This window comes from Clostridium sp. JNZ J1-5 (assembly GCF_053901425.1).
The window spans coordinates 109,699-135,228 of record NZ_CM132773.1; the positions used below are offsets into that span (position 1 = coordinate 109,699).

Sequence of the window (25,530 nt, forward strand, 5' to 3'; positions counted from 1 at the left end):
ATATCATTTTAACACAGAGATAAATCTATTTCAAGTAATACAGATAAAACATTTTATACTTAAAATAATGATAACTGATTCGTTTCAGACCATCCATCTAAGCATCCATGTTCTGACAAAGCTTCTATAACAGTTTTAGATACCTTTGCTCTAAGTCTTAGATCTTCTTTTGAAATAAATTCTCCTTCATCACGAATAGCAGCTATACTTTTTGCAGCATTTGTTCCAACGCCTGCTAATGAACTAAGAGGTGGTCTTATATCATTATCTTCAATTAAAAATTTAGTTGCATCAGATTTATATATATCCACTTTCAAAAATTTTATTCCTCTTTTATACATTTCATAAGCAAGTTCTAGATTGGTTAACAGTCCTTTATCCTTTTGGCTTGCATTATTACCTAGTGAATTAATTTCATCCATCTTTTTCTTTACTACATCTTCACCTTTAACTATCAGTTCTGCATCAAAATCATCTATACCTCTTACAGTAAAATATGTAGCATAGTAAGCTTGGGGATAATAAACTTTATAGTAAGCTATTCTAACAGCCATCATTACATAGGCTACAGCATGACCTTTAGGGAACATGTATTTAATTTTTTTACAAGATTCTATATACCACTCAGGTACTTGATTTTCTCTCATTAGTTTTTCATGTTCTTCTGTAAGTCCTTTACCTTTTCTTACTTTTTCCATTATATTAAAGGCTTCCTTAGGTGGTAATCCTTTATGTATAAGATAGATCATAATATCGTCTCTTGTGGCAATACAATCCTTTAAGGTTGTATATCCTTCTTTTATATAATATTGAGCATTATTAAGCCAAACATCTGTACCATGTGATAATCCAGATATTCTGACCAAATCAGAAAAGGTTTTTGGCTGAGTATCTAAAAGCATTTGTCTTACAAATTTAGTTCCAAACTCTGGTAAGCCATATGTTCCTATTGGACAATCTAATTCTTCAGCTGTTATGCCTAAAGCATCAGTTGATGTAAATAGACTAAGTACTTTTTCGTCACCTATTGGTACTGTAGTAGGATCCACTCCTGTAATATCCTTTAACATTCTTAAAACGGTTGGATCATCATGGCCTAGAATATCAAGTTTTAATAGTCTTCCGCTAATAGAATGATAATCAAAGTGTGTTGTTATTATATCAGAATTATTATCGTCAGCTGGGTGCTGAATTGGACAAAAATTAAATATTTCATTATCACTTGGAACTACCATTATACCACCAGGGTGCTGACCAGAAGTTCTTTTTACTCCCGTACATCCTTGAACTAGTCTTTCAATTTCAGCTTGAGGTACAATCAACTCTTTTTCATCTAAGTATTTTTTTACAAATCCATAAGCAGTTTTATCTGCAATTGTACCAATGGTACCAGCTTTAAAAGTATGACCCTTACCAAATAGAACCTCAGTATATTTGTGTATGTCTGCTTGATTATCTCCTGAAAAATTTAAATCTATATCAGGTTCCTTATCTCCATCAAAACCTAGAAAAGTTTCAAATGGAATATCATGGCCATCACGTATATATTCTGAACCACATTCAGGGCATATTTTAGGTGGTAAATCTGCTCCAGAAGCCACCGAACCATCAGTAAAAAATTCACTATGTTTACAATTTGGACAAACGTAATGGGGTGGTAATCCATTAACTTCTGTTATATTGGACATTGTTGCCACTAATGAGGAGCCTACTGATCCTCTAGAACCTACTAAATAGCCATCAGCTAAAGACTTTGCAACTAATTTATGTGCTATTAAATACAGCACAGCATATCCATTACTAATTATTGAATTCAACTCTTTTTCTAACCGTTTGTGAACTATTTCAGGTAGCGGATCTCCATATATCGAATGTGCTTTACTTAAAGTCATATTTCTGATATCATCATCTGCTCCTTCAATCTTAGGTGGAAAAGTTTCATCTGGTATTGGCTTAATATTTTCAACTTCATTTGCAATTTTAGTAGGATTCTCTATGACTACTTTCTTTGCATTCTTTTCTCCAAGATATTCAAATTCCTTTAACATTTCATTTGTAGTTTTAAAATATAGTGGAGGCTGGTTTTCAGCATCTGAAAATCCTTGAGCTTTCATTAGTATTTCTCTAAATTTACTATGTTTTTCATCTAAAAAGTGAACATCACCTGTAGCTACTACTGGAATATTATTTTTTTCACCCAATTCAAATATTTTTCTATTTATTTCCATAAGCTGTTCTTTGGTTTTCACAGTGCCATTTTTTAGCATAAAGTCATTATTTCCTAAAGGCTGTATCTCCAAATAATCATAAAATTTTATCATATTTAATAATTCTTCTTCACTTTTGCCTTCTAATACAGCTTTATAAACTTCCCCAGCTTCACAAGCTGAACCAATTATTAATCCTTCTTTGTATTGTTCAATTAAACTTTTAGGCATTCTCGGTCTTCTATAGAAATAATCAAGGTTGGAATGTGAAATAAGCTTATATAAATTTTTTAAACCATTTTGATTTTTAGCAAGTATTATAAGGTGGTATGTTGGAAGTTTTTTTATGTCTTGGTTTCCAAGATACTCTTTATTTAAATCCATTAAGGAAATAATATTCCTTTCTTGCAATAATTCAAAGCATTTAAGTAATATTTCAGCTGTAGCTTTGGCATCATCTACAGCCCTATGATGATTTTCAAGAGAAATTCCTAAATGTTTTGCTACAATGTTTAGTTTATATTTATTTAGCTCTGGAAATAAATATTTAGCCAATGGGATAGTATCCATTACTGGGTAACTAAATTTTATATTAAGCCTATTGCAATTTTTTCTAATAAAAGAAGTATCAAAATTAGCATTATGAGCTACTAAAACACTTCCATTTATAAATTCTATAAATTCAGGGAGCACCTTATCAATTGTATAAGCATCCTTAACCATATCATTTGTAATTCCTGTAAGTTCGGTTATGCGATATGGTATTTTTACCTCTGGATTAATAAAAGTACTAAAACTATCAATAATTAAACCATTTTGTATTTTTACAGCCCCAATTTCTATTATCTTATCGTAGCTGCTAGAAAATCCAGTAGTTTCAATGTCAAAAACTACATAAGTATCATTAATTGTTTCACTTGTTACATTTGTAGCAATAGGTACCCCATCATTTACAAGATATGCTTCAACACCATATATTACTTTTATCTTATGCTTTTTAGCCGCATCCATAGCTTCTGGAAATGCTTGAGCTACTCCATGGTCTGTAATAGCAACAGCTGGATGCCCCCATTTAGCTGCTCTTGCAATAAGTGATGAAGCTGATGACATTCCATCCATAGCACTCATTTGAGTATGCAGGTGTAACTCAACTCTTTTTTCCTCACATGTATCCATTTTTTCAATAATTGTAGTTTTCACTATATCCCGACACATTACCACTACTTCTCTAGCAAAAGAATCATGAACTGCTTCTCCTCTAATTTTACAGTGTAATCCAACCTTAAGTTCATCTAATAATTCATCAGTTTCTTTTGGTTTTGGAAAACATTTAACTGTTATAGAACTAGTATAATCGGTTATATAAACTGATATTATCTTCCTTCCTGATTTAGTTTCAATTACATTAACTTTAAAAATATCTCCACAAATAGTAACCATTCCTGAAGTTTCATTTATAGAACATATATCTACAACTTCACCTGAAGCATCTCTTCCAAAAATGGCATTAGGGTTTTTGGCGTATTTTCTTGAAGTATAATCTTTTTCGTACGTATCATTATTTTTTACTTTTGGAGCTGGCTTAGCCTCAGTTTTATGTTCGTTAATTACTTTGTTTTCCAGTACAGATTTTATTATAGCTTTTTCTTCACTATCTTTAAGCTCAAAATAATTATCTTGATGAAATTCTGAATCATAATTAACTGACACTAGACATTTAATTTCGAACATATCCTTAATGGTATCTTTAATTATTTTATCAATTTTTTTATTTTTAAGTAATCTGCATGTAAATTCATCGCCTAAATCTATTTGTAGAGTAGTATTAACTACTTTTCTATTAGAGTTAGCTAATAATTGTTTACACAAAGGTATATTTATTGAGATATTTTCCACCACATCAATCCAATATTCCTGAATAACTTCTTCTAGGGTTACATTCGAAGCATCTCTGTAGCAAACTATATCGATATTTTCAAAATAATTAAGTTTTTTTAAAATTAAATTTTTTATGTTTTGCTTACTTTCATTGTTTAGTTCATTAATAGATTTTAATATTACTTTTAGTCTATTACTCTTAGTTAAATATTGAACTCTTAATATTTCTATATTCTGTTCAAAAAACTCACTATTAGAATCAATTTCATTTTTTAGAATTTGAGCTAAACTTATATTCATTAAAGCCCCTCCTAAGTATATCTTGGTTATTATACATTAATTAAAGAAATAGGCTATGAAAAAATCATAGCCTAAATGTTATTTATTTCATTAATCAATTCTTCAATCAGCTCTTCTTCTTTTACTTTTTTTATAATTTTACCTTTTTTAAATATAAGTCCTTCACCTTTTCCAGAAGCTATACCTATATCTGCTTCCCTAGCTTCCCCAGGACCGTTTACGACACAGCCCATGATCGCCACCTTTAGGTTTTTATTACAAGATTCTAATCTTTTTTCTGCTTCAGTTGCAAGTTTTATTAAATCAACTTGTGTTCTTCCACAAGTTGGGCAAGATATAAACTCAATTCCTTCATTATTATATCCCAATGATTTTAATATTTGCTTCCCAACCTTAATTTCTTCAATTGGATCTCCAGTAAGTGATACTCTAATAGTATCTCCAATGCCTTCTGCCAAAAGGGCACCTATACCTACGCTAGATTTTATAGTGCCTTTCCATATAGTACCTGCTTCTGTGACTCCAATATGTAGTGGATAATCAACTTTAGAAGAAATCATTTTGTAACTTTCTATCATTTGAACTACATTTGAAGATTTAATAGATATAACTATATCATCAAAATTTATATTTTCTAGTATATTTACATGTTTTAAGGCACTTTCCACTAATGCTTCAGGACATACATTACCATACTTTTGAAGTAAATCTTTTTCTAAGGAGCCAGAATTCACGCCTATTCTGATAGGAATTCTTTTATCCTTGGCTGCAGTTGCTACCATTTTTACTTTATCAATACTGCCTATGTTTCCTGGGTTTATCCTTAAAGCAGCTACACCACTTTCTATAGATTTCAGTGCTAATTTATAATCAAAATGTATATCAGCAACAACCGGAATATTAACATTACTTACTATTTCTTTTAGTGCCTCTGCAGCATTCATGTCTGGTACTGCACATCTTGTAATATTACATCCAGCATTTTCTAAGTCCTTAATTTGTGCTATAGTAGCCGATATATCTCTGGTATCAGTATTATTCATAGATTGTATACTAATAGGAGCGTCACCGCCAACATATATATTTCCAACTTTAACTTTCTTTGTTTCTTTTCTTTTCATAGAGCATCCCCTAATTCTTTAAAGTTTGATAGGATATAGCACATCTTTTATGGTAACTAGTATCATTATTAGCAGCAACAATGCAAATCCAATTGTATTAATTATGCCAATTTTATCCTTATCTACTTCTTTTCTAGTTATTATTTGATATAAAGATACGAATATCCAAAATCCATCTAATGCTGGGAAAGGCAATAAGTTAAATATAGCAAGTTGTATACTAATAAATGCTGAAAATGCTACTAGGTTTACTAATCCAGCCTTTGAAACAGCCCAAGTAACTCTTATTATAGTAACAGGTCCCCCAATATCATTTTTTGATGCTTGCCCTTTGAACAGCATTCCTAAAGATAAAAATGTTTGTTTAATTGTAGATCCTGCTTCTTTAAATCCGTAAGAAATTGATTGTGATAAGGTTGGTTTTTCTATAATAGTTGAGTAAACTCCAACTATATAGCTGCCAGTTTTTACATCTTTCTTAGGCGTTAAAATAACTGATTTTTGTGTATCATCTCTTAATAGCTTTAAATTTACAGGATTACCTTTTGAGAGACTTATTTGTGCTACAAAATCTTCCCAAGTGGATATATTATAATTATTGACTTCAATTATTTTGTCTCCTGGCTTAATTCCAGCTTTCATGGCTGGGCTTTCTGGAACTATATTGCTTACGATAGGAACTGAAAATCCTTTTAATGAACTAACAATAGCAAATAAAATTATTGCTAAAATAAAATTCATTATTGGCCCTGCAGCTACTATACTTAATCTTCTTAAAGGTGATTTATTTGAAAAGGCTCTCTGATCAGAGCTTTCTTCATCTTCACCTAACATTTTTACATATCCACCAATTGGTATAGCTCTTACTGCATATAAAGTTTCTTTACCGTTTACGCCAAATATTTTCGGTCCCATACCTATAGCGAATTCCTCTACTTTTACTCCATTAGCTTTAGCTAGAATAAAATGTCCCAACTCGTGAATTATTACTAGTATACTAAATGACAGTACTACTAGAATAATATTAATTAGAATTTGCAATAATTATTCCTCCCTTTAATTATATTTACTTTTAATGAATTCTTTAACCTTTATTTCTGTTTCAAGTATAGCATCCAAACTTAAAATAGACTTATTCTCAAGTTTACTCAAACAGTCTTCAATTAAATATATTATATCTAAATATTGTATTTTTTTATTTAAAAATAAATCTACAGCTACTTCATTAGCAGCATTAAATATTGTGGGAGTTACTCCGCCAGCACGTCCTGCATCATAAGCAAGTTTTAATCCAGGAAAATTTTTAAAATCAGGTTCTTCAAAACTTAAATTCTTTATATTATTAAAATTTAGTTTATCTATTATAAGATTTCCTCTACTTGGATAGCTTAATGCATATTGAATTGGCAATCTCATATCAGGAACAGCCAATTGAGCAATTACACTTCCGTCTCTATATTCAACCATTGAATGAATTATACTTTCTGGATGAATAATAACATTTATATCGTCATAGTCTAAGCCAAATAGCCAATGAGCCTCTATTACCTCTAATCCCTTATTTATTAATGTAGAAGAGTCAACAGATATCTTTTTACCCATGTTCCACTTTGGATGATTTGTTGCTTCCTCTGGAGTTATGTTTATTAGTTCTTCTTTGGTTTTACCTCTAAAAGGTCCTCCTGAGGCTGTTAATATAATTTTACTTAAACTCTCTTCGGTATTTCCCTGTAAGCACTGAAAGATGGCGCCATGTTCTGAATCTACTGGAAGTATGTTTACTCCGTATTTTTTTGCTTCACTTATGACAAGTTCACCGCCTGTAACAAGGGTTTCTTTGTTAGCTAAAGCTATGTCTTTTCCGGCCTTTATAGCTTCTATAGTTGGCACAAGGCCTATCATTCCTACTATAGAAGTTACCACTAGGTGAATTTCTTTAATTTTTACAATTTGTATTAGTCCTTCCATTCCTTGAAGTACATTTATATTTATATGATTATCTTTACAATATTCCTTAATTTTTATGTAATTCACATTATCGGTTATAGCTACATAACTAGGTTTAAATTCTTCGATTATTTTTATTGTACTTTCATAGCTTTTATTTGAAGAAAAAGCTACTAAATTAAACTCTTCATTTTGCTTTCTTATTACATCTAAAGTTTGAATTCCAACAGAGCCTGTAGCTCCTAAGATACATATATTTTTCATAATACTAACTCCTGTCTTAAGTTGAAAATATTATTTCTTTAGTTATTATTATATAAAGAGGTGCCATAAACAATCCTATAACTCCAAAAGCTCTTATGCCTAAATATAAACTTAGCAATATTATTAAGGGATGAATCTTAAGTTTATCACTTACAAATTTTGCTTCAGCTATTTGCCTAGTTATTTGAAGTAATATATACAAAATAATTAGCCCAATAGCTATAATTTTATTGTTAGTTATGAAGTTATAAATAATAAGCGGTATAAATATTACTATTGTGCCTATGTAAGGTATCAAATCAAATAATCCACATAGTAATGATAGAAATAGTGCATTATCTATATTTAATGCCATAAATCCAAAAATAGTTTCTAGTGTTGTAATCAATACTAATATTAATTCTATTTTAAATATTTTATTTATCTGGACCATTTTATTTTTTAAATTAATAAGTTTTTCACTAGAAGTAAGTTTTTCAATAGTTTTAACTATAACATACTTATCAACTAAAATAAAGTAAACAGCTATGTTACTAATAAAATAGGCAAAAATGCCTTGGGTTGTATATACTGCCCCTCTTTTTATATAACTATTATAGGTGATTTTTGAATGAAAGTTCTTTATTTCATTATCTATGTTCAGTATATTAAGGTTAAAAGATTTATTAAAAGTTTCTACAATGTTTTGTAACTGAGTAGTTAAATCGTTGTAATTTTGATGAATAAAAAAATATATTTTATTTATAACCACTTTACCTGTATAAATAGTTATAAAAAAAATTATTAAATTTATTAATAAAACACTTATTATAGCATTTATATTTTTATTAAATATGTTTAAATTGCATAGTAAATCAAAAATTGGCTTACATAAAAAAAGCATAAAAATTATTATAAAAAAAGGCGTAAAATAGTATTTAATTATAATAGTCAATAATGTAAACACTATTAGTATGATTGTACATTTTATAAGCTTAATATATGTATCTTGAATCTTAACCAATAACTACATCCCCATTATAAATGTTATATAATAATATACTACAAGAGATGCAAAAAGTATGCTATCAAATCTATCTAAAATTCCTCCGTGTCCTGGTATAAGATTACTATAATCCTTTACACCTATATATCTCTTTATAGATGATGCAACTAAGTCTCCTATTTGACTAAATATTCCACAAAATAAACCTATTAAAAAAAAGTTAAATATAGGAATATTAATACCTAATTTACTAATAATTAAACCATAAATACCACAAAAAATCGTACTACCTAAAAGTCCACCTATGGCTCCTTCTACTGTCTTTTTAGGACTAACTCTAGGACAAAGTTTATTTTTCCCTAAATATTTTCCAACATAGTATGCAGTAGTGTCACATGACCAAGCAGAAATGAATATGGTCCAAACTAAATAGCTGCCAGTTTGTTTTCCACTTATTAAGACAATAAAGCTAAAGAAAACTGATACATATACAAATCCTAATATTGTTATAGCTACATCTATAAAATTATATTTTTCATTAAATACTGGAATGCTAAGCATTAAGAAAACAGCAATAATAAGTAGCAAAAAAATATTTTTAAAATCCGCTGTACCATTAATTAAGAAAATATAATAAAATAAAGAAAGAATATATGCAACTATACTTATGGGTTTAAATTCTTTTTTTTCCATAATACTAAAAAATTCATACATTCCAAAAAGGGAAAGAATCATAACCAATAATTTTAGATATATACCTCCTAGAAATAATACTATAATCAGTGGTGATAAAATTAATGCTCCTAAATATCGCTTATCCATAGTTTCACTCCTATTTTATTCCGCCAAAGCGTCTATCTCTATTTTGATAATCATAAATAGCTCTTCTCAAGCATTCCTTGTTGAAATCAGGCCATTTTACATCTGTGTACCAAAACTCAGAATAGGCACATTGCCATAATAAAAAATTACTTAAACGTTGTTCACCTGCTGTTCTTATTATTATATCTGGATCTGGCATATTTTTAGTATATAAATGTTTAGATATTAGAGCCTCATCAATAGAATCAATATCCAAATTTTTATTTTGCATTTCTCTAAATATACTCTTCATAGCGTATAATATTTCATCTCTTCCACCATAATTTAATGCAAGATTCAATATTAATCCTTTATTATTCTTTGTCTTTTTATAAGCATTATATAATTCTTCCTGACAGATAAGGGGAAGAGCTGTTATATCGCCTATACTGTTAACTATAACTCCTTGTGAGTGTAATTCATTTAATTCTTTTTTTAAATACTCTACTAAGAGTTTCATTAATGTATTTACTTCATCTTTAGGCCTTTTCCAATTTTCTGTGGAAAAAGCATATAGTGTTAAATATTTAATATTTAGCTTACTACATTCCTTAACAATTTCACGTATCGCCTCTACTCCAACTTTATGCCCATATGTCCTTGGAAACTTTCTTTCTTTTGCCCATCTACCGTTTCCATCCATTATTATAGCTATATGTTGTGGCATATTATTCTTATCAATTTCTATATTGTAGTTATCTATATTATTTTTACTACTAAAAAAATTTCTCATAAATATTAACTCCATTCATTTCACTTAGTAAATTTTTAAAATACCTGCGTTATCGCAGGTATTTTAAAAATTATATTATAAAATTATATAGACATTATTTCTTTTTCTTTTGCATTAACTATATCGTCTATTTTCTTAATAAATTTATCAGTTATTTTTTGAACAGTTTCTTCTCCGTCTACAGCTTCGTCTTCTGTAACTTGATTATCTTTTTTTAAGTTTTTGATTTTGTCATTAGATTCTCTTCTTATAGATCTTATTGCGATCTTTGCATCCTCACCTGTTTTTTTAACTTTTTTAACGATTTGTTTTCTAGTTTCTTCAGTTAATTCAGGGATAAGAAGTCTTATAACACTCCCATCATTTGAAGGATTTAACCCTAAGTCTGATTGTAATATAGCTTTTTCTATGCTTTTCAGAGAACTTTTATCCCATGGTTGAATTAGAAGAACTCTTGGCTCTGGAGATGATATACCAGCTAACTGATTAATAGGAGTTTCACTTCCATAATATTCTACACTTATTTTATCAAGAATACTTGGGTTTGCTTTACCAGCTTTCATAGATGTAAGATCTTTTTTTAGTATTGTAATGGTTTTTTCCATCTTTTCTTCTGATTTCTGTAAGATATCTTTAATCATTATATATTCCTCCTTATTACTTTGACACTGTAGTGCCTATTTTTTCACCCATAACAGCTTTTCTTATGTTATTTGGTGTTTCAAGTCCGAATACTACTATCGGAATATTATTATCCATGCAAAGAGATGTTGCAGTAGAGTCCATTACTTGTAATCCTTTTTCTAGTACTTCAATGTATGTAAGTTTATCAAATTTTTTTGCATCATCGTATTTGTTTGGATCCTTATCGTATACTCCATCAACTTTTTTTGCTAATAAAATAGCATCAGCTTCAATTTCTGCTGCCCTTAAGGCTGCAGTTGTATCAGTTGAAAAATATGGATTGCCTGTTCCAGCGGCAAATATTACTACTCTTTTCTTTTCTAAATGTCTCATAGCTCTTCTTCTAATAAATGGCTCAGCTACTTCATGCATTGCAATAGCTGTTTGAACTCTAGTGTCAACCCCTATACGCTCAAGAGAATCTTGTAATGCTAATGCGTTTATACAGGTTGCTAGCATTCCCATATAGTCTGCAGTAGTTCTATCCATATCTTCACCATTTCTACCACGCCATATGTTTCCGCCACCAACAACTGCACCAACTTCTATTCCCATTTCAACTATTTCTTTAATTTCTTCTGCTATTCTTTTAGTAACATTAAAGTCAATTCCAAAACCTTGGTCTCCGCTTAAAGCCTCTCCTGATAACTTAAGCATTATTCTTTTATATTTAGATGAATTCATAATATTATTATACCTCCAGAATTCTAAAATTCACACCTTTTTGTGCATTATATTTTATTATAGCTTTAAAAAAAGAGAACACTTAGTGTTCTCTTTATTTATTTTTATTCATTATTTTTTCATCTGCTTTTGAACTTCTTCTGCAAAGTTTTCTTCTTTCTTTTCAATACCTTCTCCTCTTTCAAATCTTACAAATTGAGAAAGAGTTATAGGTGCTCCAACTTCTTTTGATTTTTGTTCAAGCAATTGCTTTATTGTATAATCGGAATTCTTTACCCAAACTTGATCAATTAAGCACACTTCTTTAAGATATTTTTGAACTCTACCTTCAACCATTTTATCAACTATCTTTTCAGGTTTACCTTCATTTAAGGCTTGAACTCTATATATTTCTCTTTCTTTATTAATAGCTTCTTGGTCTACACTGTTTTCGTCTAAGAACAGAGGATTTGTAGCTGCAACTTGCATTGCTATATCTTTTGCTACTTCAAGTAAAACATTGCTTTCATTAGCACATTCTAATTTTACTAGTACACCTATTTTTCCTTCACCGTGTATATAGCTGTTAATTGCACCATTTGCTACTTCAACTTTTTCAAATCTTCTAACATTCATATTTTCGCCAAGTTTTGCTATTAAAGCAGTTAATGCATCTTTAACTGTCATATTTGCGTCTTCAATGAATTTTGCTTCTAATAATTCATCAAGAGTAGTTACGCTAGTAGTAGCTATTTGTCTTGCAACATTGTTAGTAAAGTTAACAAAATCTTTGTTAACAGCAACGAAATCTGTTTCACAGTTAACTTCTAACACTACAGCTGTTTTATTATCAGCAGATATATATGTTGTTACTAAACCTTCTGCAGCTATTCTGCCTGATTTTTTAGCAGCTGCTGCTAATCCTTTTTCTCTTAAATATTCTATTGCCTTTTCTTCATCCCCATTTGATTCTGTTAAGGCTTTTTTACAGTCCATCATTCCTGCGCCTGTTTTTTCTCTTAAATCTTTAACCATTTTTGCAGTAATCATGTATATTCCTCCTAACAAGTTAATTTAAAATTATTCAGCTAATTGTTCGCCTTGTCTTCCTTCTATTATAGCATCTGCTATTTTAGCTGTTATTAATCTTACAGCTCTTATAGCGTCATCATTTCCTGGAATTACATAGTCAACTTCATCTGGATCACAGTTTGTATCAACTATTGCAACAACTGGTATTCCAAGATTTTTTGCTTCTGCTAGAGCATTTTTTTCTTTTCTAGGATCAACTACAAATAAAGCTCCTATATTATCAGCGTTCATGTTTTTGATTCCGCCTAGATTTTTCTCTAGCTTTTCTTTTTCATTTCTTAGCTTAATAACTTCTTTTTTAGGAAGAACTTCAAATGTTCCGTCTTGCTCCATGTTTTCTAATTCTTCTAATCTATTTATTCTTGTTTTAATAGTTTTAAAATTTGTAAGCATTCCGCCTAACCATCTATTATTAACAAAATGCATTCCAGCTCTTACGCTTTCTTCTTGAATAGCTTCTTGAGCTTGCTTTTTAGTACCTACAAATAAAATATCTTTTCCATCTATAGATACGCTTTTAATGAAGTCATAAGCTTCTTCAACTTTTTTCACAGTTTTTTGCAAGTCTATAATGTATATACCATTTCTTTCTGTGAAAATATATGGAGCCATTTTTGGATTCCATCTTCTTGTTTGATGTCCGAAGTGAACACCAGCTTCTAATAATTGTTTCATTGAAATTACTGACATTAATATTACCTCCTAATTGGTTTTTACCTCCATTGCCTTTTCTCATGATTAAACCTTAGTTAAGGCACCATCTCATAAATTAGACAATGTGTGTTTTTCTTCCTTATGTAGTATATCACATGAATTGAAGTGGTTCAACAAAATTTATAAAAAACTTCTAAATTTAATTTACATAAGTAAAGAATAGGAAATTATGCCTATTCTCTATTTATTCTTTACTATTTTATTTTCTTTAACTCGTCTAATAGCTTTTCATTTAAAATTTTAATATGTGTACCCTTCATTCCTAAAGATCTAGATTCAATTACCCCTGCACTTTCAAACTTTCTTAATGCATTTACTATAACAGATCTAGTTATACCAACTTTATCGGCTATTTTAGATGCAACTAGAAGGCCTTCATTTCCGTCTAATTCATTAAAAACATGTTCTACAGCCTCAAGTTCTGAATATGATAGAGTACCTATAGCTAGCTGTACTACAGCTTTTTTTCTTGCTTCTTCTTCTACTTCATCATTTTTAGCTCTTAAAATTTCTAGTCCAACAATAGTAGCACTATATTCAGCTAATACTAAATCTTCATCTGTGAATTCTCCTTCGAATCTAGTAATAAACAGTGTTCCTAATCTCTCTCTATTCCCAACTATCGGAACTATTGTTGATAATTTCCCTTCCATTTCAGCTGGCTTAGTTTCATCGAAAGATGATCTACCTTCATTTTCAATATTTGCAAGAGTTTCTTGAATGTTTAACAATTTAGTATTAAATGTTTCAGGAAATTTTTTTTCTGTCAATACTTTTTGTTTAACACTTTCACATTCTAAACCATTAAAGAATTTATACCCTAGTATTTTACCTTTTCTACTTATTATATATACATTGCACTCTAGCACCTGACTTAACGAGGCACATATATCATCGAATACAACCGGTTCAGCCCCTGTTTTTTGTAATATCTTATTAAGCATTCGTATCTTATTTAATAATTCTGAAGCCATCGTACCTCTCCTTCTTAAACTTCTTAAAGACCATATACATTTTAAGAATAGTGTATATAGTTTTTAAATGTTTATATTTTTTAAATATTTAGAATTGTTTTAACTTCTTCAAATATGATAGCATAGTAAGAGTTATATTTCAACTCTCTATTTGTTAATTCGACATAAAATTTTATTCACTTGAAGTTTAAGGTTATTCGCTTTAAATAATATTTAATAGAGTTAAACATTATTTATACTTATTTTACTACTTTTTTTATATCTTATTCTTGAATAATATTTTTGCATTCCTTATTAGAGCATTCTAAATATTTACCTTGCTTCTTATTTTCTTTTTTCACCATAAAAGATCCACATTTTGTACATCTTTTTTCTGATGGCTCAAACCAACTAGCAAAATTACATTCAGGGTAATTGCTACATCCGTAAAACTTTCTTCCTTTTTTACTTTTTCTTAATAGTACCTTTCCACCACATAGTGGACATTGAACATCAATTTCTTCTAGCATAGGTTTAGTATTCTTACACTCAGGATATCCTGGACAGGCTAAAAAATCACCAAATCTACCATGCTTTATAACCATGTATCTACCACATTTATCACATTTGATTTCAGTAGGTTTATCTTCAATTGTTATTTTTGATATTTCTTTTTCTGCTAACTCTATATATTCAATTAATGGTGTATAAAACTCATTAACTACATGTTTCCAATTTTCTTTTCCTTCTTCTATATAGTCTAGCTTATTTTCCATTTTAGCTGTAAATTCTACATCAACTATCTTTTTAAAGTATTCACTAACAATATTGTTTACAATAAATCCTAGCTCCGTCGGCATTAATGTTTTCTTTTCTCTCTCCACATATTTTCTATCTATTAATGTAGATACTATAGGTGCGTAAGTACTTGGTCGGCCAATTCCATTTTCTTCTAAAGTTTTTACCAGTGTAGCCTCAGAAAATCTTGCCGGTGGTTGAGTAAAGTGCTGAAGTGTTTTAATATTTTTCTTTGATAAAACTTCACCTTTTTCTAAATCTGGTATTTTGATTGATTCCTCATCTTCTTCAGCAGAGTAATCATAAACTTTCATAAAACCATCAAATTCTATATTTGAGCCACTAGCTTTTAGCATGTACGGCCCGTTCTCTATACCTACTGATATAGTATTCATTAAGCAATCAGCCATTTGACTTGCCACAAATCTTTTCCATATTAAGCTATAGACTTTATATTGTTCTGGTTTTAAACTATCTTTTATTTTATCAGGAGATAGTTCTATATACGTAGGTCTAATAGCTTCATGAGCATCTTGTATATTTTTCTTTCCTTTATAATTACGTATAGTTTTTGGTATGTAATTCTCTCCAAAAACATTCACTATATAGTCTTTAGCACCTTCCTGTGCTTCTTTAGATATACGAACTGAATCAGTTCTCATATAAGTTATTAAACCTATGGTCCCGTGATCTTTTATATCTATACCTTCATAAAGTTGTTGAGCAATAGACATAGATTTTTTTGTTGAATAGTTCAGCTTTTTATAAGAATCTTGTTGGAAGGTACTTGTTGTGAATGGCGGTAATGGCTTTCTGTTTTTATTTGAAAGTTTAACATCATTTACAGTAAATTTATTTTTATTAAGTTCATTTTTTATTCGAGTACTTTCCTCTTCGTTAGCTATTTCTATTTTTTTATTATCCTTTGAATATAGCTTAACTATAAACGGTTTGCTAGATTTCTGACTTTCAAGCTGGCACTCTATTGTCCAATATTCTTTTGCCTCAAAATTTTTGATATCATCTTCTCTATTGCATATTAAATTCAAAGCAACAGACTGAACTCTTCCAGCACTTAATCCCCATTTAACTTTTCTCCAAAGAATAGGGCTTATTTTGTATCCAACTAGTCTATCTAAAACCCTTCTAGCTTGTTGAGCATCAACTAAATTTGCATTAATAGCTCTTGGATTTTTTATAGCAGATTTTACAGCGTTTTTTGTAATTTCGTTAAATTCAATTCTACATTTTTGATTTTCGTCTAGTTTTAATGCTTCAGCAAGATGCCAAGAAATTGCCTCTCCCTCTCTATCAGGGTCAGTAGCAAGAAATACTTTATCACTTTTTTTTGCTTCTTTTCGTAGATTATTTAACAATTCACCTTTTCCTCTTATAGTTATATATTTAGGGGTATAATTGCTTTCTATATCAACACCTAATTGGCTTTTAGGTAAATCTCTTATATGTCCCATTGATGCTTTAACAACATAATTTTTTCCTAAATATTTTCCTATTGTTTTAGCTTTTGCTGGAGATTCTACTATAACTAGTTTTTGACCCATACTATCCCCTCCAATAAACTTGAGTTCTCCAAAAATAAGTTTAGATATTCTTATATTATTATATTAGCTTCAAATTCGCTTATTATTCCTAACATAATAATTTCCACTTATATACATTACTTCTTCTCTTAGTTGCAATTCAAATAATACCTCATATAATTGTTTTATGTCAATCTTTGTTAGCCTTAAAATATCATCAAAATGTATTGGACTACTATTAATATTATCATAAACTACCTTTTCTAAAGTTTTCATTTTTACATTAACCTGCGGTATTTGCTTTGTGCTTTCTATATGTAAAAGTTGAAAAACATCTTCAATGTCTGTTAAAATATATGCCCCTTCTTTTATCAATTGGTTTGTTCCTTTACTTTCGGAAGAAAAAATATTACCTGGTACTGCTATAACATCTTTTCCTTGATCTAATGCAGCTCCTGCAGTTATAAGTGAACCACTCTTTTCCCCGGCTTCTACAACTATTAAAATGTCACTTAGAGCACTTATAATTCTGTTTCTTATAGGAAAATTATAGGCATAGGGTTTTGTTCCAGGTAAAAATTGAGAAATAATACATCCATTATTCATAATATCGTTATATATTTTAAAATTTTCTTTAGGATAAACAACATCTATTCCTGAACCCAGCACAGCACATGTATATGAATTTTTACTTATGCACTTTTTGTGTGCTATAGAATCTATTCCTCTGGCCATACCACTTATAATATTGATATTATTTTCACAAAGAGATTCGCATATTATATTCGTAACATTAATACCATAGTTTGTGCAATTTCTAGAACCTACAATACCAGCGCTAGATTTAGTATTTAATTTTTTAATATCACCTTTGTAAAATAGCATATAAGGAGCATCTTCATATTTTTTTAATCTTTCAGGATACATACTATCTGTAATTACCACTGTATTTATATTTTCATATAATAGCTTGGTTTTTAAATTATTAATTTTGTCTTTGTCCCAAGATTTTTTTAATATACTCCTAACCTTTTCATTTATAAATTCATTTTTTTTATCATGTATACTATAATACCATATTTCATCTAAAGTTTTAAAATTATTTAGTAATATATTTTTTGTAGTATATGATAGTTGTGATATGGCAAACCAAATTTCATAATCATTCATTATGTACTGTGCTCCTTATTTTTAATAGAATATAATGGTTAACATATAATATTGTGAAAAATTACAGTTTAATGTTATAGATGTAATCTAATATATTAAATTACGTCTTGATCTAAGAATTTTCTATACTGTAAAGCTTCTATCAAATCGTCTTGCTCTATTTTTTCTCTATTTTTTAAGTCTGCTATAGTTCTAGATACTTTCAGTATTCTGCTATAGCTTCTTGTGCTTAAGTTAAATTTATTATAGATTTTTTCAATAATACTATTTGTTTTATTATCAAGTTTACAATATTTCTTTATAAGCTTTTCATTCATCTGAGCATTACAATATATTCCTTCTTTAATATATCTTAAACTTTGAAGTTTTCTTGCTATTTCAACTCTTTTTCTTATATCCTCTGATTTTTCACTAATAGCTTCTGACTTCAACTCTTTATAAGATATTGGATTTACATAAGAAAATATATCTATTCTATCTAATATAGGCTTCGATAGCTTATTTAAGTATATTCTTCTTTCATAGTCATTACAGATGCATTCTTTTATATTGCTACCATAGTATCCGCATCTACATGGATTCATAGCTCCTACAAGCATAAAATTAGCTGGATAGGTTATACTGCCAGTTGCTTTGCTTATTTTAATGTTTCTATCTTCTAGAGGTTGCCTTAATACTTCTAAAGTTTTCCTATTAAATTCTAATATTTCATCTAAAAATAAAACACCATTATGAGCTAGAGAAACTTCTCCTGGTGATAACTTATTACCTCCACCTACTAAAGATATTTGTGATGCAGTATGATGAGGGCTTCTAAAAGGTCTTTCCTGAATTAAAGTATTTTCATTATTTAAATTTCCAGAAATACTGTAAATCTTTGTAACCTCTAAAGCTTCTTCACAACTCAATTTTGGCAGTACTGTTGGAATTCGTTTTGCTAACATGGTTTTACCGCAACCTGGAGGCCCAAACATTAAAATATTATGCCCTCCGGCTGCTGCAACTTCTATTGATCTTTTACAACTTTCTTGACCTATTACATCGCTAAAATCATCATAATACTTTTTTACTTCTTCTTTATTATGTCTTACATATGGAAGCAAGTCCTGATATTTTAAGAATTCTGCTACTTGCTTCAGATTTTCAAATGGATATACCATGCAATTATCTATTATTGCACATTCATCGGCATTATCATTAGGAACTATAAATCTAAAAATTTTCTCTTTCATAGAATCAATAACAATTGGAAGAGCCCCTCTTATTCTTTTTAATTCTCCAAATAATGATAATTCACCCATAAATAAAAAATTGTTAGAATTATAAACATTTATTTGATTAGTAGCTATTAAAATAGCTATTGCGATTGGTAAATCAAATAATGATCCTTCTTTTTTTAAATCCGCAGGAGCTAAATTAACAGTTATTCTTTGTATTGGAAATTCAAATCCTGAATTAACCAGGGCAGATCGTACTCTCTCTTTAGATTCTTTTACTGAAGTATCTGCTAAGCCTACAATATTAAAACATGGTAATCCACAAGCTACATCAACCTCTACATTTACTATAGTTCCATTTATCCCTGTGAATGTTGCTGAATTAATTTTAATTGCCATATAATCACCTCTATAGGGATTATTGACAAATTTTTATTTTATATAATTTAAATAATAAAAATTTATTGCGATTTACATTTTTGTTATATATACATAATTTAAGTTATGTAAACCTAAGTTGAAATGATTTAAGTTTATTGTATTTGGATAGAATTAATTATAATAATATTTTTAAAGGAGTATTTTTATATGAAACACTACAATAAATTAATTGGCAATTACGGTGAATTTATATCTAGAGAATTTTTAATTAAACAAGGTTATACAATTATGGATACAAATTTCAAATGTAAACTAGGTGAGATAGATATAATAAGTTTTGTATCTTCTAAAAATTGCATATGTTTTACTGAAGTTAAGAGCCGTTACAATACTTTGTATGGTAGACCTTCTGAATCAATTACATATAAAAAAATCTTCAGATTAAAAAATATAGCACAATATTATATACTAAAAAATAATTTACATAAATTTAATTTTAGATTTGATGTAATAGAAATATTATTTCATATAGAAAATGATACTTATGATATTAATTTAATAGAAAATGCATTTAACTAAAGGCTAACTATTTAATAGTTAGCCTTAGATATCAAACATATTTATTATATTTTTTAAAAAACTTTTTCTATGAATGTCCGTATACCCATATTTTTTTATTGCTTCTATGTGATCTTTGGTTCCATATCCTACATTCTTTTCAAATCCATATTGAGGATATATCTCACTATAATCTTTCATTAACTTATCTCTGTAAACTTTGGCTATTATAGATGCACAGGCTATACTGGCACTTTGAGTATCACCTTTTATAATAAACTTATTTTCTATATTGCAGTTTTTTATTGCATAGCCATCTGATAAGACTAGAGATGGCTTTATATTTAATCCATTTGCCGCTCTCTTTAGCACTTCATTATTACACCAAGCTATACCTTTTTCATCAATTTCCATGCTACTTATTTCAGTTATGCAATAGCTAACCGCTTTATCTTTTATTATATAATCTAATTCTTCTCTAGTTTTTTGTGATAATTTTTTTGAATCATTTATTTTAAGTATCAGTTCATTACTTTCCTTATAATCTAATTTTAAAATTACTGCTGCTGCAACAATAGGCCCTGCTAAAGGACCCCTTCCAACTTCATCTACTCCTGCTATATATAAATCAGTAATAAATTTTTTATCAAAGTCATACATTTGTTTAACTCTAGATATTTCTTTTTCTCTATATTCTAAAAACTTATAAACGCTGTTACATAGCTTTTGGACTGTTTTTCTTTCATCATTTTTCAGAGTATCTATTATCTTATAGTAATCAAAATTAGAATTTTCTTCTTTTAACATATCAGTAATATATTTTTTAATTTGACTAGATTTCATTTCTTTAAAATTTGTGTTCATCAATTAGATCACGGCCTTTCAAGGGAAATTTGGCCTAGTTTTCCGCCTCTAAATTCATCGAGAATAAGTACTGCTACTCTATTATAATCTATATTTCCACCAGATATAACAGCACCTCTTTTTCTGGCTATATTATCCATATTTTCCAGTGTATTATCGCTTAAAGAATTTAATTTATATCTTTCAATTAATCTATCTGGGTATTGTTCTTGGAGCTTTTCGATTAATTTATAAGCTAAATTTTCTATATCCATTATTTCATCTTTAATTGCTCCTGTAAAAGCTAAATTTAATCCTACTTCTTCATCTTCAAATTTAGGCCAAAGTACTCCTGGTGTATCAAGAAGTTCTATACCTATATTAGTTTTAATCCACTGCTTACTCCTTGTAACTCCTGGTTTATCTCCTACTTTAGCTCTAGCATTGTTTGCCATCCTATTTATAAATGATGATTTTCCTACGTTAGGTATACCTACTACCATTGCTCTGGTAGTAATATTAACTAGTCCCTTTGCTCTTAACTTATCATGTTTTTCTTTTAATAAATCACTTATTTTAGACTTTATATTATTCATGCCTTTACCATTGAGACTATTAACACTTATAACCTTTATCAAATCATTGGATAGTGTATTTATCCATTCTTTAGTTATTTTTTCTTCTGCAAGGTCACTTTTATTTAACAAAATAATTCTTGGTTTATCTTTACATATATCATCAATATCTGGATTTGAGCTTGACTTAACTATTCTTGCATCCCTAATTTCTATAACTAAATCAACAAATTTTAAATTTTCTTTTATCTCTCTTCTAGTTTTAGCCATATGCCCTGGAAACCAATTAATAGACATTTTGCTTAACCTCCTTTACACTTAAAATTACACTATAAATATTCTTTATACCATGGATAAAAAAAAGGGACTTTACAGTCCCATTTTTTATCTAATCAATTCTTTAACTTTTGCAGCCTTACCTACTCTGTCTCTTAAGTAATAAAGTTTAGCTCTTCTAGCTTTACCTCTTCTTACTACTTTGATTCCTTCAATCATTGGAGAATTTATAGGGAATGTTCTTTCAACTGCAGTACCGTAAGCAACTCTTCTTACAGTAAAAGTTTCTCTTATTCCACCATTTTGTTTCTTTATTACAGTTCCTTCGAATGCTTGAATTCTTTCTTTGTTTCCTTCTTTAATTCTTACATCGATTCTAATAGTATCTCCAACGTTGAATGCTGTTAAATCCTTTTTGATTTGTTCTGCTTCAATTGATTTTATAATATCTAGCATGTGCATTCCCTCCTTAAATTTTTTTGACGTTCGTATCATATGTATAAAAAATAGATAGAGGACCGTCCGTACTAGCACAAAGCATATTTTACCACAAATAACGGTTTGCTTCAATATATAATTTAATATTTTATTAGCATCTTCTACTCTTTTAGAAGTTTTTTGTCTTCTTTAGACAATATTATATTTTTAAACATATCTGGTCGTCTTTCTTTTGTTATAATAAGAGATTGCTTTCTTCTCCACTTTCTTATATTTTCATGGTGACCTGATATGAGTACTTTAGGCACTTTTTCCCCTTCAAACTCTTCTGGTCTTGTATATTGAGGGTATTCTAATAGACCATTATAAAAAGATTCTTCAGTATAACTTTCATAACTAGATAATACCCCAGGTATCAATCTACAAATGCTATCTACAATAGGTATACAGGCCATTTCTCCACCTGTCAATACAAAATCACCCAATGACAGCTCAATATCTATATGCTTATAAACTCTCTCATCTATGCCTTCATAATGACCACATAAAAATATAAGTTCTTCTTCTTTAGACAACTGTTTTGCAGTTTCCTGAGTAAATGTATTTCCTCTTGGGCCTAAAAATATAATCTTTCCTTTGTTAGTTTTCTTTATGGCTTTTATTGAATCTGAAATTGGCTGAGGAGTCATAACCATTCCTGCTCCACCGCCATATGGATAATCATCTACTTTTTTATGCTTATTTTGTGAATAATCCCTTATATTATGAGTATTGATTTCTATTGTACCTTTATCTAAAGCTCTACCTATAATACTAGAGTCAAAAACTTGAAACATCTCAGGAAATAATGTTAAAATATCTATTTTCATTGCCATACTTCCAAAGGCTTAATAATTACCTTTTTACTTTCTACATCTATATTTAATACAATACTTTTAATAGCTGGAATTAAAAGTTCCTTTTCACCTTTTATCCAATAAACATCATTGCTTCCAGTATAGATTATATCATCAATAGTTCCAAGTTCCTCTCCATTTTCATCGTAGACATGACAGCCTATAATATCTGATTCAAAATAAGAATCTTCAGGTAGTTCTATTGCATCTTCTCTTCTTATTCTTATATATTTGTTTTTTAACCTTACAGCATCTTCTATTTTATCTATACCTTCAATTTTTAGTATCACTTTTCCTGGCTGAAGCTTACAGTTAGTAATAGTTATTTCACTATTATCTATATATGCTTTTTTTAATTTTTTGAATCTCTCTAAATCATCTGTTACGGATTGTACTTTTATTTCTCCCTTAATTCCATGAGTATTTATTATTTTTCCTACAGTTAATAACTGTTCCATAATATCTATACCCCTTTAAAATTATATTTTAAAAGAGTTAGGATTTCCTAACTCTTTCATTTATAATAATATTAGTATGTAATTAGATTATTTCAACAACAACTCTTTTATCTTCTTTTACAGCTGCTGCTTTTACAACAGTTCTTATAGCTTTTGCTATTCTTCCCTGTTTACCAATTACTTTTCCCATATCTTCTGGGGCAACCTTTAATTCAAGAATTATTGATTGCTCCCCAACAATTTCATTAACACTAACCATTTCTGGGTTATCAACTAAAGCTTTAGCTATTATCTCTAGTAAATTCTTCATCTACTACACCCCCTGGTTACTATTTAGAAAGCTTTTCATTTATTCCAGCTTCTTCAAATAATCTTTTAACAACATCAGTTGGTTGAGCACCATTTTTTACCCATTTAACAGCTTTTTCTTCATCTATTTTAACTGTTTTTGGTTCTGTAATTGGGTTATAGTAACCTATTTCTTCAATAAATCTTCCATCTCTTGGAGATCTTGAATCAGCAACAACTACTCTATAAAATGGAGCTTTTTTAGCACCCATTCTTCTTAATCTTATTTTAACTGCCATTAATTTCACCTCCTTACAAGTCTCTATCTATTTACATGAATGGAAATTTCCCAAACATACCTTTTTTAAATGACTTAGGTTGATTTTTCATTTGTTTCATCATCTTCTTCATCATTTGAAAATCTTTTAATAATTTATTTACTTGTTGAACGGTTGTTCCAGATCCCTTGGCAATTCTTTTCTTTCTAGAAGGAGAATTACTAACCAAGCTAGGATCTTTTCTCTCTTTTTTAGTCATAGAATCAATTATTGCTTCTATTTTCTTTAACTCTTTTTCACTTTGATTTAAATCTATATTTTCTAATTGTTTATTATTTACTCCTGGAACCATCTCTAGTAGTTTTCCCATAGGCCCCATCTTCTTTAACTGAGCCATAGATTCTTTAAAATCCTCTAGGTTAAACTCTAGATTCATCATCTTATCTCCAAGCTCTTTTGCCTTTTCTTCATCGATAGCTTCTTGAGCCTTCTCAATTAAAGAAAGGATATCACCCATTCCTAAAATTCTAGAAGCCATTCTGTCAGGATAAAATACCTCGATGTCATTCATCTTTTCACCAATACCAACGTATTTAATTGGTTTCCCTGTTATAGCTCTTATAGATAGGGCTGCTCCGCCTCTTGTATCACCATCAAGTTTTGTTAAAATTACTCCAGTAATATCTAGTATATTATTAAAACTTTCAGCAACATTAACAGCATCTTGACCAGTCATAGAATCTACAACAAGTAATATTTCATTTGGTTCCAAGCTATCTTTGATATTTTTTAATTCATCCATTAGTGCTTCGTCTATATGAAGTCTTCCTGCAGTATCTATTATAACTACATTTAAATCATTATTTTTTGCATATTCCATTGAAGCTTTTGCTATGTCTACAGGATTAACTTTGTCTCCCATAGAAAATACAGGAATATCTATTTGTTTTCCAACAACTTGAAGTTGTTTAATAGCAGCTGGTCTATATACGTCACAAGCAACTAACAATGGCTTTTTATTCTTTTTTCTTAGTTCTAGGGCTAGTTTACCTGCCATGGTAGTTTTTCCAGCACCTTGAAGACCTGCTAACATAATTACTGTTAATCCTTTTGTAGAAAATTCAATCTTACTTTCTGAATTTCCCATTAGTGTCTTCAGCTCATCATTAACTATTTTAATAACTTGTTGCCCTGGAGTTAAACTCCCCATTACCTCTGCACCAAGACATTTTTCACCTGTGTTTTTTACAAACTCTCTTACTATTTTATAATTTACATCAGCCTCAAGCAAAGCTAACTTAACTTCTCTCATAGCTTCCTTAATATCTTTTTCTGACAGCTTACCTTTACCTTTTAGCTTTTTTAAAGTTTCTTGAAGTTTAGATGTTAATCCTTCAAATGCCATCTTACT

Annotated in this window: 24 protein-coding genes; 1 reads left to right on the plus strand and 23 read right to left on the minus strand. The window is 29.3% G+C overall.

Annotated elements, in window-relative coordinates; genetic code table 11:
* Positions 1 to 59: 59 nt before the first annotated feature.
* The 15 genes from ACWW38_RS00625 to ACWW38_RS00695 all read right to left on the minus strand — a co-directional run bounded on the left by ACWW38_RS00625 (position 60) and on the right by ACWW38_RS00695 (position 19,527).
* Positions 60 to 4,385, minus strand: a complete 4,326-nt coding sequence (locus ACWW38_RS00625; protein WP_456258901.1) for a PolC-type DNA polymerase III — start codon at positions 4,383 to 4,385, stop codon at positions 60 to 62.
* 71 nt (positions 4,386 to 4,456) lie between these two features.
* Positions 4,457 to 5,506 (minus strand): flavodoxin-dependent (E)-4-hydroxy-3-methylbut-2-enyl-diphosphate synthase, encoded by a 1,050-nt coding sequence (gene ispG / locus ACWW38_RS00630; RefSeq protein WP_456258902.1) that lies wholly within the window; start codon positions 5,504 to 5,506, stop codon positions 4,457 to 4,459.
* Between the two features lie 18 nt (positions 5,507 to 5,524).
* Positions 5,525 to 6,535, minus strand: coding sequence for an RIP metalloprotease RseP (gene rseP / locus ACWW38_RS00635; RefSeq protein WP_456260383.1), 1,011 nt, complete (start codon positions 6,533 to 6,535; stop codon positions 5,525 to 5,527).
* A gap of 27 nt (positions 6,536 to 6,562) precedes the next feature.
* Complete coding sequence (gene dxr, locus ACWW38_RS00640; RefSeq protein ID WP_456258903.1) at positions 6,563 to 7,717, minus strand: 1-deoxy-D-xylulose-5-phosphate reductoisomerase; 1,155 nt, start codon at positions 7,715 to 7,717, stop codon at positions 6,563 to 6,565.
* A 16-nt stretch (positions 7,718 to 7,733) separates the two neighbouring features.
* Positions 7,734 to 8,720 carry an AI-2E family transporter gene (locus tag ACWW38_RS00645; RefSeq protein WP_456258904.1) on the minus strand — a complete coding sequence of 329 codons (987 nt, stop codon included), beginning with the start codon at positions 8,718 to 8,720 and terminating at the stop codon, positions 7,734 to 7,736.
* 3 nt (positions 8,721 to 8,723) lie between these two features.
* Positions 8,724 to 9,524, minus strand: a complete 801-nt coding sequence (locus tag ACWW38_RS00650; protein WP_456258905.1) for a phosphatidate cytidylyltransferase — start codon at positions 9,522 to 9,524, stop codon at positions 8,724 to 8,726.
* A 10-nt stretch (positions 9,525 to 9,534) separates the two neighbouring features.
* Positions 9,535 to 10,296, minus strand: a complete 762-nt coding sequence (locus tag ACWW38_RS00655) for an isoprenyl transferase (protein WP_456258906.1) — start codon at positions 10,294 to 10,296, stop codon at positions 9,535 to 9,537.
* Positions 10,297 to 10,379: 83 nt separating this feature from the next.
* Complete coding sequence (gene frr / locus ACWW38_RS00660; protein ID WP_456258907.1) at positions 10,380 to 10,937, minus strand: ribosome recycling factor; 558 nt, start codon at positions 10,935 to 10,937, stop codon at positions 10,380 to 10,382.
* Between the two features lie 16 nt (positions 10,938 to 10,953).
* Positions 10,954 to 11,664 (minus strand): UMP kinase, encoded by a 711-nt coding sequence (pyrH, locus tag ACWW38_RS00665; protein WP_456258908.1) that lies wholly within the window; start codon positions 11,662 to 11,664, stop codon positions 10,954 to 10,956.
* A gap of 111 nt (positions 11,665 to 11,775) precedes the next feature.
* Positions 11,776 to 12,693 (minus strand): translation elongation factor Ts, encoded by a 918-nt coding sequence (tsf, locus tag ACWW38_RS00670; protein ID WP_456258909.1) that lies wholly within the window; start codon positions 12,691 to 12,693, stop codon positions 11,776 to 11,778.
* Between the two features lie 30 nt (positions 12,694 to 12,723).
* Positions 12,724 to 13,425: a 30S ribosomal protein S2 gene (gene rpsB / locus ACWW38_RS00675; RefSeq protein WP_456258910.1), complete on the minus strand. Its 702-nt coding sequence runs from the start codon at positions 13,423 to 13,425 to the stop codon at positions 12,724 to 12,726.
* A gap of 218 nt (positions 13,426 to 13,643) precedes the next feature.
* On the minus strand, positions 13,644 to 14,423 hold the full coding sequence (gene codY, locus ACWW38_RS00680; RefSeq protein WP_456258911.1) for a GTP-sensing pleiotropic transcriptional regulator CodY: 780 nt from the start codon (positions 14,421 to 14,423) through the stop codon (positions 13,644 to 13,646).
* Between the two features lie 263 nt (positions 14,424 to 14,686).
* On the minus strand, positions 14,687 to 16,762 hold the full coding sequence (gene topA / locus ACWW38_RS00685; RefSeq protein WP_456258912.1) for a type I DNA topoisomerase: 2,076 nt from the start codon (positions 16,760 to 16,762) through the stop codon (positions 14,687 to 14,689).
* A gap of 69 nt (positions 16,763 to 16,831) precedes the next feature.
* A complete protein-coding gene (gene dprA, locus ACWW38_RS00690; protein ID WP_456258913.1) occupies positions 16,832 to 17,911 on the minus strand; it encodes a DNA-processing protein DprA in 1,080 nt (359 codons plus the stop codon).
* Positions 17,912 to 18,006: 95 nt separating this feature from the next.
* Positions 18,007 to 19,527: a YifB family Mg chelatase-like AAA ATPase gene (locus ACWW38_RS00695; protein WP_456258914.1), complete on the minus strand. Its 1,521-nt coding sequence runs from the start codon at positions 19,525 to 19,527 to the stop codon at positions 18,007 to 18,009.
* 189 nt (positions 19,528 to 19,716) lie between these two features.
* Between ACWW38_RS00695 and ACWW38_RS00700 the strand changes: the two genes are divergently transcribed.
* Positions 19,717 to 20,088 (plus strand): YraN family protein, encoded by a 372-nt coding sequence (locus ACWW38_RS00700; RefSeq protein ID WP_456258915.1) that lies wholly within the window; start codon positions 19,717 to 19,719, stop codon positions 20,086 to 20,088.
* Between the two features lie 24 nt (positions 20,089 to 20,112).
* On the opposite strand, the gene ACWW38_RS00705 is transcribed toward ACWW38_RS00700, so the two are convergent.
* The 8 genes from ACWW38_RS00705 to ffh form a co-directional block, all read right to left on the minus strand.
* Positions 20,113 to 20,931: a ribonuclease HII gene (locus ACWW38_RS00705; RefSeq protein WP_456258916.1), complete on the minus strand. Its 819-nt coding sequence runs from the start codon at positions 20,929 to 20,931 to the stop codon at positions 20,113 to 20,115.
* Between the two features lie 8 nt (positions 20,932 to 20,939).
* The gene (gene ylqF, locus ACWW38_RS00710; RefSeq protein ID WP_456258917.1) at positions 20,940 to 21,782 is read right to left on the minus strand and encodes a ribosome biogenesis GTPase YlqF; all 843 of its coding nucleotides are present in this window, start codon (positions 21,780 to 21,782) and stop codon (positions 20,940 to 20,942) included.
* 87 nt (positions 21,783 to 21,869) lie between these two features.
* The gene (gene rplS / locus ACWW38_RS00715; protein ID WP_456258918.1) at positions 21,870 to 22,217 is read right to left on the minus strand and encodes a 50S ribosomal protein L19; all 348 of its coding nucleotides are present in this window, start codon (positions 22,215 to 22,217) and stop codon (positions 21,870 to 21,872) included.
* Between the two features lie 143 nt (positions 22,218 to 22,360).
* A complete protein-coding gene (trmD, locus tag ACWW38_RS00720; RefSeq protein ID WP_456258919.1) occupies positions 22,361 to 23,068 on the minus strand; it encodes a tRNA (guanosine(37)-N1)-methyltransferase TrmD in 708 nt (235 codons plus the stop codon).
* Positions 23,065 to 23,553, minus strand: a complete 489-nt coding sequence (gene rimM / locus ACWW38_RS00725; protein WP_456258920.1) for a ribosome maturation factor RimM — start codon at positions 23,551 to 23,553, stop codon at positions 23,065 to 23,067. The genes trmD and rimM overlap by 4 nt, the downstream gene beginning before the upstream one ends.
* 82 nt (positions 23,554 to 23,635) lie before the next feature.
* Entirely contained in the window at positions 23,636 to 23,863 is a 228-nt protein-coding gene (locus ACWW38_RS00730; RefSeq protein WP_456258921.1) for a KH domain-containing protein, read from the minus strand.
* A gap of 19 nt (positions 23,864 to 23,882) precedes the next feature.
* A complete protein-coding gene (gene rpsP, locus ACWW38_RS00735; RefSeq protein ID WP_456258922.1) occupies positions 23,883 to 24,140 on the minus strand; it encodes a 30S ribosomal protein S16 in 258 nt (85 codons plus the stop codon).
* A gap of 31 nt (positions 24,141 to 24,171) precedes the next feature.
* The gene (gene ffh / locus ACWW38_RS00740) at positions 24,172 to 25,524 is read right to left on the minus strand and encodes a signal recognition particle protein (protein ID WP_456258923.1); all 1,353 of its coding nucleotides are present in this window, start codon (positions 25,522 to 25,524) and stop codon (positions 24,172 to 24,174) included.
* Positions 25,525 to 25,530: the final 6 nt, after the last annotated feature.